We start from the raw sequence: 12990 nt of genomic DNA, 5'->3' as shown, positions 1-12990 counted from the left end.
TGCGGGGGCGCGGCAGCCGGTGCCGCGCCGTCGGGTCCCGCCGCTCCTGCGGCCCCGCCTCCGACGCCCGGCTTCGCGCCCGCCGTCCCGCCGACCCCGGACTGGAGCGCTCCCCCGCCCCCGCCCCCGGCGTCGGAGGACCGGTCGACCCGCCGCGGCCTGGGACCGGCCCTCGTCCTGCTGCTCGTCGTGGTCGTGCTCGCCGCCGGCGCCGCGTTCCTGCTGCTCCGCGGCGACGGTGGGGCGTCGCCGGCCCCGGAGGAGCCGGTCACGACGACGAAGGTCATCCCGCTGGAGCCCGATGCCGCCGTCCCGGCCCCCGGTCCGCGAAGGCCCAGGACGGCTGCGGGCCCTCTCCGGGCCGCGGCCCGACCGGGCTGACCGGCCGCACCCGCCATTCGGCGGATGGTCGGGGGACGGGCGCTGGGTCATGATCCGCCGGTCCCGATGCCCGCCGTCCCTCGATCAGCCGACGCCTCCGACGCAGGGCGCTCGTGCCCCTACTGCCGCTTCCCGCTGAAGGGCGGCTCCGACGCCGTCGAGTGCGGCGACTGCCACGCCGTCCACCACGCCGACTGCTGGGCCGAGGGCCAGGGCTGCGCCGTCGTCGGCTGCGCGGGGGCCGCGGACGCCGCGACCGTCGTCGCCGCCGCGCCGGGCCCTGGTGCGTACGCCCCGCCGACGGGGCCCCCGGCGCCCCCGCCGTCCGGCCGGCCCGCGGGGCCCGTGCCGACCGCCCCCGGACGGAGCCCGTGGCTGACGGTCTCGATCGTGCTGCTCGCCCTCGTGATCGCGGGCACCGGCGCGGCGTTCCTGCTGCTCGGCGGCGACGACCCGGCGCCCGCGGCGGCCACCGCGGCATCCGCGACGGCCGCGCGCACCGACGGAGCGACGACCGTGCCGGCGACCACGACGCGGGCCGACGCGGGCGCGACTCCCACCGCCACCACCGCCTCCGCGCCGGCGACCACGACCGGTCCCACCGGCACCGCCTCCACCCCCGCCGCCGATCCGATCGACGACGGGGCCCTCCCGAACGTCTCCCGCGCCGAGATGTCCGCGGAGGTCACCACGCTCCTGCGGGACTTCCACGAGGCGATCGTGGACGGCGACTACCGGACGGCCTGGGGCCTCCTGAGCGACCGCCGGCGCGCGTACGAGGAGGCCGACGCGGGCTACGACGGCTGGACGCGCAACCAGCAGACCGTCGCCAACGGCATCGGCAACCCACGGTCGATCCGCGCCCGCGTCGTCTCCGTCGACCGCGCGGACTCCAGCGTCCAGGTCGACGTCAGCGGCCCCAGCTACTCGGGCGGCGGCTGCTCCAGCTTCAGGGGCCGGACCTGGGCGCGGTACGAGCACGGCGCCTGGCACTACGACCCGGGCTACGCGATCGCCGGCCGCCGGACCGTCTGGGAGCCCCGCAAGTCCGAGCTCCTGCTCGTCTGTTGAGCACTCCCACCCCGCATCGACCGGCGCCCGCGACCGCCGTCCCGTCTGCCGCGGGCTCCCCCCGACGGGGCGTCCGATGACGACCCCGTCCGGCCGCGACGGGGGCCGCCGGCGCATGGTCGTCTCGTTCGACGACGACCCGCCGCCCGCCGCCGCGCCGCCGACCGGCCGCCGGCGCATCGACGTCGACGACGTGCCGCCGCGGTCCGACCCGTCGTCGGCCGGCAGCGGCCCGCTGCACCGCGCCGCCCGCCTGACCTGGTCGGGGCAGCCCGTCGAGCTCGGGCGCCGACCGGTCGTGCTCGGGCTCTCCGCGCACGGGCGCGTCGTCGCCCCACCCGACGAGCCGGCGGTGCCGCTCGCCGAGATCTCGTTCCTCGGCGGCCGCTATGGCGCGCGCACCCCGCAGCCCAACGCGGAGTGCCGGCTGCGCGGCGTGCCGCTCGGCGTCGAGCCGCAGGCGCTGGAGCCCGGGGACGTGCTCGAGGTCGCGGGCGAGGCGTTCCGGTTCGACGCCCAGGTCGCGGCGCGCCGTCCGTCGATCCGCGTCACGCCGGATCCGGGCGCCCCGATCGAGCTGCGGCTCACCGTCGTCGACCGCCGCGGGGACGACCACGACCTCCAGCTGCTCGCCCAGGCGGACGACCGGGTCGACCGCACGTTCCAGGGCGTCGCCCGCGCGCTCGGTCTCGGTCCCGTCGAAGGGGCGGTCGTCGAGCGCACCGGCGCGCTGCTCGCCCCGGACGACCGCCTCGGGTCCGCGGACCTGCGCTGGGGCGACCGCGTGCGGATCGCCCGGGCGACCGGCCCCGTGCCGCCGCCGCGGCCGGCCGGCCAGCAGTGGGACGGCCCGCGCCTGTCGATCAACCGCGCGCCGCGCGTGCTCCGCCCCGCGCCCACGACGACCGTCGACCTGCCGGCCCCGCCCGACGACCCCAGCGCGCCGCGGTTCCCGCTCGCGCTGTCCTTGATCCCGCTGGTGGCGGGGATCGCGATGGCGCTCGTCGTGGGGAACCCGCTCTTCCTCCTCTTCGCGCTCCTCACGCCGGTCATGGCCGCCGCCTCGTACTTCGGCGACCGTCGCCAGGGCTCCGAGCGCTATGCCGAGCGGGCAGCGCGCTTCCGCTGGGAGCTCGACGCCGCCAACACCCGGCTGACGCAGACCTACATCGCCGAGGGCCAGCACCGCGTGGCGCAGTCGCCGGGCCTCGACGTGCTCGTGCCGCGGGCGACCACCCACCGCACCGCGCTCTGGGAACGCCGGCCGACCGACCCCGACTTCCTGCACCTGCGCGTCGGCACCGGGTCGCTGCCGTTCGCGTCGCGCGTCAGCTACCAGCACGGCGGCAGCGACCTGCTGCGCCACGAGGCCCGGTCGCTGCTGGACCGCTTCGCGCTGCTGCGCAACGTGCCGGTGACGGTGCCGCTGCCCGACGTCGGCGTCTGCGGGATCCCGGGGCCGCCGCAGGCGACCGCCGCGATCGTACGGACGCTCGTCGTCCAGGCCACGCTGCTGCACAGCCCCGCCGACCTCGTCGTCGTCGCGGCCACCGGCCACGCGGCCGGCGACGCGTGGCGCTGGCTGACCTGGCTGCCGCACGTCGCGGCGGCCGGGGACGTCCTGGGCGGCGCGCCGCTGGCCCGCGGCGACATCCCGGCCCGCGCGCTCCTGGACCGCGTCCAGCGGCTGCAGGAGGAGCGGCTCGCGTCCGACCGGGGTGCCGGCCGCCAGGTCCGCCACCTGCCGCACGTCCTGCTCGTCGTCGACGGCGCGCTGGCCCTCGACGGCCCGACCGTCCGCGGGATCGTCGCCGCGGCCCGCGAGTCCGGGGTCTCGCTGCTGTGGACCGCCGCCCACCAGCACGACCTGCCGCTGGCGACCGGCGCGATCCTCTCGCTGACGTCCGCCACGACGCTCGACCTGATCCGGGCGGACGGCGGCGACGTCGTCCCGGGGATCGTCGCCGAGCCGCTCGGCGTGCCGGCCGCCGAGGCGACGGCCCGCGACCTCGCCCCGCTGCTGGACCGCGGCGCCCGCGGCCGCGAGACCGGCGTCCCGTCGCGGGTCGGGCTGCTCGACCTGCTCGGGCTCCAGGACCCCGATCCCGACCGCATCGCCCACCAGTGGTCGCGGCGCCGCGACGACCTGTCCGCCCCGGTCGGCGCCGGCGCGTCGGGCCCGTTCGAGATCGATCTGCGGCGCGACGGCCCGCACGCCCTGGTCGTCGGCACCACCGGCTCCGGCAAGAGCGAGCTGCTGCGCAGCGTCGTCTGCGCCCTGGCGGCCCGCCATCCGCCGACCGTCGTGACGTTTCTGCTCTTCGACTACAAGGGCGGCGCGGCGTTCGGCCCGTGCGCCGGCCTGCCGCACGTCGTCGACGTGGTCTCCGACCTCGACGAGCACCTCAGCCGCCGCGCGCTGGTCGCGCTGGACGCCGAGCTGCTGCGGCGTGAGAAGATCCTCGCCCGCTTCGGTGCCAAGGACCTCTTCGAGCTCGCCGAGAAGGCGCCGGGCCACACGCCGCCGTCGCTCGTCCTCGCGGTCGACGAGTTCGCGAAGCTCCGCGACGAGGTCCCGGAGTTCGTCGACGGCGTCGTCGACGTCGCCCAGCGCGGGCGTTCCCTGGGCGTCCACATGATCCTCGCGTCGCAGACGCTCGGCAACGCGTTCACCGCGCCGATCAAGGCGAACACGAACCTGCGGCTCGCCCTGCGCGCGGCCGACGAGTCGCAGAGCGTCGACGCCGTCGGCACCAGCGACGCCGCCCACATCCCCAGCGGGCCGGAGCACAGCGGCCGCGGGTTCGCCCGCACCGGCCTGGGGCGCCCGCTGGAGTTCCAGTCCGCGTACGTCAGCGGGGTGAGCGCGGCCGGCACCACCGCGGTGCTGACGGTCGCACCGTTCGACCTCGCCGGCGCGATGCCCGCGACCGGCGTGGCGTCCTCCGCCGACGCCGGCGGCACCACGGACCTCGAGCGTCTCGTCGAGGCCGTCGTCGACGCCACCACCGACCTTGGGCTGACGCCCCCGCCCCCGCCCTGGCTGCCGCCGCTCGCCGACGCGCTCCCCGCCTCCCGCCTGCCGCGCCCGGCCGGCGGCCGCGACGCGCTCGCGATCGGCCTGCTCGACGAGCCGCGACTGCAGCGCCAGGGACCGCTCACGCTGGACCCCGACCAGCACGGGTTCACCGTCGTCTACGGGGCGGGCGGCAGCGGACGCTCGTCGGCGCTGCGCACGATCGCGGGCCAGGTCGCCGCCGCGTTCCCGCCCGACGAGGCGCAGGTCTACGCGATCGATCCCGCGGGCCGGGGGCTGGCGTCGCTCGTCCGGCTGCCGCACTGCGGCGCGGTCGTCACCGCCGCGGACCGGGAGCGACTCGAGCGGCTCCTCGACCACCTCGCGGCCGAGGTCGAGGACCGCGCGCGGAGCTTCGGCGCCGCCGGCGTGACGAGCCTGCAGGGCTACCGCGAGCGCCGGCCCGACGACCCGCGGGCCCGCGTCCTGCTGCTGGTCGACGACCTCGACGAGCTCCTGCGCGCGATCGACAACGCCGCCGGCGCCGCGCTGACCGATCGCCTGCTGCAGATCGTCGCGTCGGGCCGGCCCGTCGGTGTGTCGGTCGTCGCGACCGCGGCGTCGCGCAGCGGCGTCGGCTCGACGTTCCAGCCGCTGATCGACCAGCGGCTCGTACTGCGGATGACGAGCCCCGACGACGCGATGAGCGTCGGCGTCGACCCGGACGCCGCCCGCGGGATGCGCGGCGTCGCGGGGCGCGCCGTGGTCGGGTCGACGCTGGAGGCGCAGCTCGCGCACGTCGGCGCGACCCCGGACGGGGACGACCAGGTCGCGGGGCTGGAGGAGCTGGGCGCCCGCGCGGCGGCGCGCTGGCCGGGGCTCCGCGCCCCGGCGATCGGCCGGCTGCCCGACCGCGTCGAGCGCCGCGACCTCCCGGCCCCGCACGGCCTGCGGTCCCTGCCCGTCGGGATCGGCGGGGTGCGCCTGCAGCCCCTGGCGGTCGACCTCTCCGACGGGCACCTGCTGGTCAGCGGCCCGCGCCGCAGTGGCCGGTCGGGTGTCCTCGTGGCGCTCGCCGCGGCCCTCGGCGCGCTGCCGGCGCCCGGCGTGCAGCTCGGCGTCATCGCGCCGCGCCGCTCGCCGCTGCGGACCATCCCCCACAGCGGTCCCCGCCCCGAGGACCTGGCGGGCATGACGGACCTGATGGTCGAGGCGGCCCTGGTCGTCGACGAGCGGTCCCGCGACGGGGCCCACCAGCCGGTGGTCCTGCTCGTCGACGACGCCGGGGACCTCGACGACGCACGGTTCTCCGCCGCCGCCGAGAAGGTCGCCCGGCTCGGGCCCGACGTCGGGGTCCACCTCGTCGTCGCCGCGGACCGGTCGACGGCGCGCGGCTTCACGCACCCGTGGGTCCGCAAGATCGCCTCGGACGGACTCGGGATCGTCCTGCAGCCGGAGGACGCGTCGCAGGCCGAGCACCTCGGCGCGGAGCTGCCGCGGCACGACGCCACGCCGTCCCGGCCGGGACGCGGCTACCTCGTGCGCGACGGGGGCGTGCAGGTCGTCCAGGTCGCCGCCGGCGCCGACCCCGAGGCCACCGTCGCGTGATCGCCCGGCGCCCCGGGAAGCCCGCTCCGCCAGACCGCCCAAGCCCCTCCGCCGTATGGCGGAACCCGCTGGGAACCTGGGGATCCCTGGGTTAAGGTCGCCCGACGGCGGAACACCCCGCCACCACTGAACGGGAGCACCCGATGGCCATCATCCGCGTCACCGCCGAAGAACTCCAGACGATCTCCGGCCAGCTGACCACCACCGCCGCCAACATCTCCGGCGAGAACCAGACCGCCATGGCGAAGGTCCAGGGCCTCGTCGGCCAGGGCTGGGAGGGCGCCGCGTCCGAGCAGTTCAACCAGCTCTTCACCCAGTGGAAGCAGAGCGCCGACCAGATCCAGCAGTCGCTGGACGGCATCAGCCAGCTGCTCGGCAAGGCGGGCACCACCTACACCGAGACCGAGGACGCGATCAAGCGGTCGCTGACGAGCTGAGCCGGCGGGACGGGGAGGCGCGGACATGACGACGTTGCGGGTCGATCTCGGCGAGCTCGCGGAGACGGAGCTCCAGCTGCGCCGGGTGTCGTCGGACCTGTCCGCGCTCGACGACGGCAAGCGCGTCGACGGGTCCGCGTTCGGCTCGTTCCTGGTCCGCGACGCGTTCGCCGAGTACCGGCAGCACTGGTCCGACGGACTGCACCGCATCAGCGAGACGACGACGAACACGGCCGACTCCCTGCGGAGCATCCGGTCCGCGTACGACTCGGCGGAGCAGTGCATCGTCTCGGCCGCGACGCCCGGGTCGACGGCATGACGTCGACTCGCGAGCTGCTGGGCTCCCCGCTGGCCGACGGCGATCCCGAGACCGTCCGGAGCCTCGGCCGGTCGCTCCGTCAGACCGCCGGAAGCGCCGCCGCGATCAACACCTCCCTGAAGCGCGTCGACTCCGGCCAGGCCTGGCAGGGCGACGCGGCGACCCTGTTCTCCGACGCGCTCGACGACCTCCCGCGGGACCTGGCGAAGATCCACGACTCGTGCCTCGCGGCCGGCGACGCCACGATCGCGTTCGCCGACGCGCTGGGCACCGTCCGCTCGGCCGTCGGTGCGCAAGTCGGCCCGATCCAGGCGGCGGACGGCGCGATCACGAGCGCCAACGCACGGATCGCGTCCGTCGACGCCGAGCTGCGGCGACTCGCGATCTCGTCGCTCGGCCACCTCGACCCGGCGGCACAGGTCCAGATCGACGCGCAGCGCCGGCGCCTGGTGCAGGCGCGGGCGCTCGCCTCCGCGTCCCAGGCGCGGGCCAAGGGCGAGCTCGACGCCGCCCACCGCGCCGTCGAGGTGGCCAAGGACGCGTTCCGCGACGCCGAGCGCCGCTGCAAGTCCGCCCTCGAAGCGGCGTCGGACCTCGGGATCAAGAACTCGATCCGGTCGTTCGTGGACCGGCACGGGCCGCTGGGCGTCGTCGTCAAGGCGCTGCAGGAGGTCACGAAGATCCTGATCAACGGGACCATCGGCGTCGTGTGGAACCTCGGGGTCGGCCTCCTCTCCGGCGACTGGGCGCCCTTCTCCAAGAGCCTGGACGACCTGGGCCTCATCGCTGCCGCCGCGGCGCTCGTCCTCATCGCGGTGGGCACCGGGGGCACCGCGCTCGTGGTGCTCGCGGGGATCGGAGCCGCCGCCGCCGGGACCAAGCTCGCGACCGACGCGCTACGGCGCAACGCCGGGGACGAGCGCGTCGCCGACGGTGACCTCGCCGGCGACGTCGCCTCGGTCGGGCTCTCGCTCATCCCGGGGGGTCGCGTTCTGCGTCCGGCCGGCAAGGCCCTGGGCCACGGGGTCGACGCGGGACGCGCGTTCCTCGGAGGTGCCAGCCGCCAGTCCGTCGGCGGGTTCAAGGCGGCGGCGACGAAGGAGGCGCACCTCGCGACCAGGAACCTCCGGTCGGGTTGGACGGAGTCGATGACCGAGGGGTGGGTGCAGGGATCGCTCGAGAGCCGCCTGGACGACCTCGCGGAGACGGGCCTGGGCGTCGTCGTGCCGGAGGTGATCGGAGCAGACGTGGATGCGTACGCCGAGCTCCGGGGCACGGCGCCGGTCGCTCCCACGCCCTTCACGACGACCCCCAACGCGCAGGTCCGCTACCACGGGACCTTCGGGGCATCCGGCCCGGACCCGTCGCCGTACCGGACGATGGAGGACCTCTTCTTCCTCGATCCCCCCGCCGGGTCGTCCGCCCCGTCCCCCACGCCAGGGCGCTCCGGGGGCGGCGCCCCTATCCCGTCGGGTGCCGGTGCGTTCTCCCGGTAGTACCGATTCCCGCCGCTCCGACACCGGCCGCGCCCCGGCGCCGAGGCGCGGCGTCGGACGTCCTGCGACCCGACCCGAGGATCCCCATGCCTGCTGAGACCGCCCCGTCCGTCGCGGGCCACCCATGGCGGTCCGCCGACCCGCCCAGCGGCTTCGGGATCGACACCCCGGGCGACTGGATCGCCGTCGACCTTTCGGCGGCCGGCGACCCCGAGCGCCTGCGTCGAGGGGTCGACCAGCGGATCGCCGCCGAGCCGGACCTCGCTCCACTGCGCGACGAGGTGCTCGCGATGGTCGAGCGGGCCGTGGCCGGGGCCGCAGCCGCCGAGGTGCTCTTCGCCGCCGTCCTCGTGACCCGGGACAGCGGTGACCAGCCGGTGGCCGCGTCGCTGCTCGTCACCGCGGACGACATCCCGGCGTCCGTCGCCGCCCCCGGGGGCGAGGACGAGGTCGCGAACGGCGACGGCGACGCACCGGCTCCGGATGACGACACGGTCGCCGTCCGCGTCCCGTCGCCGGCGCAGAGCACGCCACCGCGACGCTGGCTCGCCGGCCCGGGGCCCTCGGGACCGCACGCGGCAGCGGGCACGGGACCCGGCACGCCGGACGCCGCCCCCGACGTCCGGGGCGCACCTGCCGGCCCCGGCGGGACGCTGCTGATCCAGCGGATCGACGACGGCGTGCATCCCACCCGCTACGAACCCGGCATCGTCGCGCTGCCGTCCGGCGGCGCCACCCGGACCGAGCGGGTCCTACCCGTGCCGCTGACCACCGGGGGCGAGCTGCAGACGCTGGTCGTGCAGTACCTGCTCCCCGTCCCGCCCGCGCTCGAGCGGGTGGCCATCCTGACCTTCACCACGCCGTCGATCCACCATCGCGACGCCCTCGCGGCGACGTTCGGGACGATCGCGGCGTCGTTCGCCTGGGCGTGACGTCGTGCACCCGTACGCCACCACGTCTTCCCTCCCGAGAGCGAGTCCAGCACTCGGGAACCCGGGCCGCCGCCTCGCCGCGCGCCTCCTGGACGGGCTCGCCGTCGTCGCGATGGTCGCCCTGTCGTTCGGGCTCTGGTCCGCGCTGGAGCAGTGGGGATACGACCTCGTGACCGAGTACCACGGCGACGCGCAGCTCGGCCTCGTCTACGGCGCGCTCAGCGTGATCGCCGTCGTCGTGCTCGTGGTCGGGCGCCGCGGCGGAACCGTCGTCCAGACGGCCCAGGTGATGCTGTGGCCCATCGCCGTCTGGGGCGTTGTGCTGTTCCTCTCCACGGTCGTGCGGCCCACGTACTGGCCACTGGGCAACGGGATGTTGTGGCCGAAGATCCTCGCGGCGTACGCCGTCGTGGTCGTCTACGCCCCCGTCCTGCTCTCCCGTCCCGGCCCGCACAACGGCCAGACGCTCGGCAAGCAGGCCCTCGGGCTGCGCGTCGTCCGGGACGACGGCGGCCCGATCACCCTGGGCCGGGCGATCGTCAGGGAGCCCGTGGGGACCCTCCTGCTCGCGTTCGTGCCGTTCTACTCGCTGATCGACGCCCTGATGGTCCCGATCGACCGGCGCCACCGCTCGCTGCACGACATGATCGCCTCGACCCTCGTGACCGGTCCGCCTGAAGCCTCGGCGTCGACCTGGGCGGCGGCAGCCGGGCCCGTGCCGTCGGGGTGGCCGACGGCGGGACTGCTGCCCGCCATCGTGCCGCCCGCGGCGACGCGCCCAGCCGCTGCGCCCCCGTGGCGACCGCAGGCCCTACCCGCACCCGGGTGGTTCCCGGATCCGAGCGACGCATCTCGTCACCGCTGGTGGGACGGCCGGTCCTGGACGGACCACATCGGATGACCGCGCAGCCCGTCATCGCCGGTGCCGGCCGCCGGCTGGCCGCGCGACTGGTCGACGGACTCGCCGTGATCCTGATCGCGACCGCCGTGCTGGCCGTGGTCGCCGTGCCGCTCACCCTGGTGACCGGCGTCGCCCACGCGTCGCCCGCCGCCGGAGCGGCCCCGGCGGCAGCCACCCCGGTCGCGTTCCTGACCCCCGTCAGCCTGGGCCTCGTCCTCATCCTCTCCCCCGCCGTCGGAGGATTCCTCTACGCCCCGCTCCTGCTCCGCCGGCGGGGCGCGCACAACGGCCAGACGTACGGGAAGCAGCTGCTCGGCATCCGCGTCGTCCGCGGCGACGGGGGCGCGATCGACGGCGGGACCGCCGCGTCGCGCGAAATCGTCGGCGTCTTCCTGCTGGGCCTCGTGCCGTTCTACGCGTTCGTGGACGCGCTGATGGTCCCGTTCGGCGAGCGTGGCCGCTCGATCCACGACCGCGTCGCGGACACGCTCGTGGTGCGCGTCGGCGCCGAGGCGCCACATTGGACCGGCGGACCCGTGGTCGCGTCCGGGGTCTACGCGGTCTACCGGGGTGCGGCTCACCCCGGCGCCGTCTACCAGGGCGCGGCCGACCCGAGGATCGCGTACTCCCCGGCGCCGTACCCGGGCATCGCGCACCCGACGCCCTCCGCACCGCCGACGGCCGTGCCGCCCGGCTGGTACCCGGACCCGAAGCAACCGGGAAGGTGGCGCTGGTGGGACGGATCGACGTGGACGGAGCACGTGGGATGAGCGCGTCCGGCGTTCAGACGGAATGAGCGCCTCCGGGGAGGAGCCACATCGCGGTGCTCCGGGAGGATCACGATCGGGTGCTCAACCGCTTCGCCTTGCGGAGCGTCGCGCCCGCGGCCCTGCGCTACCCGAGCGCGTAGCCCTGGAGGCCGCAGGAGGTGCGTCCGCGCGCGACGCGATGGGGCCCCGCGGTCCATCAGCGCATGACGCAGACCGTGCGGCTGCGGAGCTTGCGCGCACCGCTCCAGATCCGCCGCCTGGCGGATGGCGCCCGGCCGTTCCGTTGGTGACAATCGCCTGATGCCGATGCTCCCGTCTGCCGCTCCCCGTCCTCTGCGTCGATGAGCGCCAGGACGTCGCAGCTCACCGTCGCAAGCCCGGCGGAGCTTGAGAACGCGATCACCTCGTACATCGTCCAGGGCTACGCCGTCGAGCAGCGGACGGGCGGGGGCGCCACGCTCCGCAGACCGAAACAGCTCAACGTTCCGATCGTGGTCATCTCGGCCGTGCTCTGCATCATCCCGCTGGTCATCTACCTGATCGTCTACGCCTTGCAGTCCGACGACGTGGTGATCCTCACGGTGGCCGGCGCCGGTGGTGCTCCCGATGCCGCCGGTACTCCGACGGCGTCCGCGTCGGGTGCGGCGGCGGCCCTGCCTGCCGCCGCGGTGCCCGAAGGCTGGTACCCGGACCCAGGCGACCCGAGCCGCAACCGCTGGTGGGACGGATCGACGTGGACCGAGCACGTCGGATGACGGGGTTCGGCGCGCGGGCGGCTGCGGTCCTCGACGGACCACGGCCCCGGCGCACCTCGACGCTGGCCCCGGTCCGCTCGGCCTTCCGCCGCCGAGCGGTCGCGGTCGGGGCCACGTCGCTGGGGGTCGCCCTGCTCCTGACGACGGCCGCCGCGGCGACGTCCACGACCCGGACCGTCACGGGCGGTCCGGTCACCGTGACTGTGACCGTGGTGAGCCCGGACGAGGCGCCCCCAGTGAAGCAGGGCCTGCACCTGACGATCGATCGCGACGGGCGGCGACTCTTCACGAGCGACGCGCACCGCGGTTGCACGTTCGCCGGCGCGTCGGGCTGCCTGCTGCCCGAGTGGACCGCGAGCGATCCCCCGGTCGTCGTGACCGACCTCGACGGGGACGACGAGCCGGAGGTCCTCGTCACGCAGTTCACCGGCGGGGCCAACTGCTGCCTGGTGCTCTCCGTCTTCGGCCTCCGGCGCGACGCCGCGGGCACCCCCACCGGCTACCGCCAGCACGTCGTGTGGACAGGCCACGCCGGATCCGTCGTGCGGCCCCTCGACGGCGGACCGGTGATCCAGACCCGGGACTTCCGGTTCGAGTACCGCTGGGCGTCCGCCGTCGAGTCCTACCCGCCGCTGCGCCTGATGCGGTTCGCCGGAGCCGGGCGCGGGCTCGTCGACGCCACCGGCGAGCACCTCGACCTGGTGCGCCGCGAGCGCGCCGTGCTCCACCGACGACTGCCGTTCTACCGCCACGGACGCGACCGCGACGCACGCGGCCTGCTCGCCGGCTGGGCCGCGGACGGCTACCGGCTCGGCCTCCGGCACAGCACCCTGCACACCCTGCGCACCTGGGCGACGAAGCGCCAGATATTCGACACGACCGTCGCCCGCAACCGGGCGTACGTCCGCCAGCTCGACCGGACGCTGATCCGCTGGCACTTCCTGCCGTCGAGGTAGGGCCCGCGCTCGCTCCTCACCCACCCGATGGCCGCCGCATCCCACCGCACCGCGACCTCAGACGACTCGGGGCGCACCTGCCCGTACTGCCGCTTCCCGCTCAAGGTCGGTGCCGAGGTCGACGGATGCGGCGAGTGCCATGCCGTCCACCACGCCGACTGCTGGCAGGAGGGCGGAGGGTGCGCCGTCGTCGGCTGCGCCGGCGCGGCGTCCGCGCCTGCCGCCCCGCCCCCGGACCGCGGTGGCAGCGAGGCGCCGACCGCCGTGCTGCCGACCTTCGCGGCACCGTCCGACCCGGTGCCGTCGTGGCCCGCGCCGCCGCCCCCGGCCCAGCCGCGGCCCGCGGAG

General features: G+C 76.1%; 11 protein-coding genes and 1 pseudogene. All 12 read left to right on the top strand.

Going from position 1 to position 12990, the window contains the following annotated elements:
• Positions 1 to 381: pseudogene (locus tag AB0L40_RS22295) on the top strand (hypothetical protein); the annotation flags it as partial.
• A 66-nt stretch (positions 382 to 447) separates the two neighbouring features.
• The gene (locus AB0L40_RS22290) at positions 448 to 1452 is read left to right on the top strand and encodes an RING finger protein (protein WP_364359867.1); all 1005 of its coding nucleotides are present in this window, start codon (positions 448 to 450) and stop codon (positions 1450 to 1452) included.
• Between the two features lie 76 nt (positions 1453 to 1528).
• Positions 1529 to 6076, top strand: coding sequence for an FtsK/SpoIIIE domain-containing protein (locus AB0L40_RS22285; protein ID WP_364359864.1), 4548 nt, complete (start codon positions 1529 to 1531; stop codon positions 6074 to 6076).
• Between the two features lie 143 nt (positions 6077 to 6219).
• The gene (locus AB0L40_RS22280) at positions 6220 to 6513 is read left to right on the top strand and encodes a WXG100 family type VII secretion target (RefSeq protein WP_364359861.1); all 294 of its coding nucleotides are present in this window, start codon (positions 6220 to 6222) and stop codon (positions 6511 to 6513) included.
• A 25-nt stretch (positions 6514 to 6538) separates the two neighbouring features.
• Positions 6539 to 6832 (top strand): hypothetical protein, encoded by a 294-nt coding sequence (locus AB0L40_RS22275; RefSeq protein WP_364359858.1) that lies wholly within the window; start codon positions 6539 to 6541, stop codon positions 6830 to 6832.
• A complete protein-coding gene (locus tag AB0L40_RS22270) occupies positions 6829 to 8328 on the top strand; it encodes a hypothetical protein (RefSeq protein ID WP_364359855.1) in 1500 nt (499 codons plus the stop codon). Before AB0L40_RS22275 ends, AB0L40_RS22270 begins: the two co-directional genes overlap by 4 nt.
• A gap of 86 nt (positions 8329 to 8414) precedes the next feature.
• Positions 8415 to 9260, top strand: a complete 846-nt coding sequence (locus AB0L40_RS22265) for a hypothetical protein (RefSeq protein ID WP_364359852.1) — start codon at positions 8415 to 8417, stop codon at positions 9258 to 9260.
• A 4-nt stretch (positions 9261 to 9264) separates the two neighbouring features.
• Complete coding sequence (locus AB0L40_RS22260; RefSeq protein ID WP_364359849.1) at positions 9265 to 10161, top strand: RDD family protein; 897 nt, start codon at positions 9265 to 9267, stop codon at positions 10159 to 10161.
• Positions 10158 to 10931, top strand: coding sequence for an RDD family protein (locus AB0L40_RS22255; protein WP_364359846.1), 774 nt, complete (start codon positions 10158 to 10160; stop codon positions 10929 to 10931). The genes AB0L40_RS22260 and AB0L40_RS22255 overlap by 4 nt, the downstream gene beginning before the upstream one ends.
• A 341-nt stretch (positions 10932 to 11272) precedes the next feature.
• Positions 11273 to 11686: a DUF2510 domain-containing protein gene (locus AB0L40_RS22250; protein WP_364359843.1), complete on the top strand. Its 414-nt coding sequence runs from the start codon at positions 11273 to 11275 to the stop codon at positions 11684 to 11686.
• Positions 11683 to 12642, top strand: coding sequence for a hypothetical protein (locus AB0L40_RS22245; RefSeq protein ID WP_364359840.1), 960 nt, complete (start codon positions 11683 to 11685; stop codon positions 12640 to 12642). Before AB0L40_RS22250 ends, AB0L40_RS22245 begins: the two co-directional genes overlap by 4 nt.
• Positions 12643 to 12669: 27 nt before the next feature.
• A partial coding sequence (locus tag AB0L40_RS22240; RefSeq protein WP_364359837.1) for an RING finger protein occupies positions 12670 to 12990 on the top strand: 321 nt, incomplete at its 3' end.

The sequence above is a fragment of the Patulibacter sp. NPDC049589 genome, from assembly GCF_040675535.1.
Classification (GTDB): domain Bacteria; phylum Actinomycetota; class Thermoleophilia; order Solirubrobacterales; family Solirubrobacteraceae; genus Patulibacter.
This window is presented reverse-complemented; position numbering and strand designations above follow the sequence as displayed.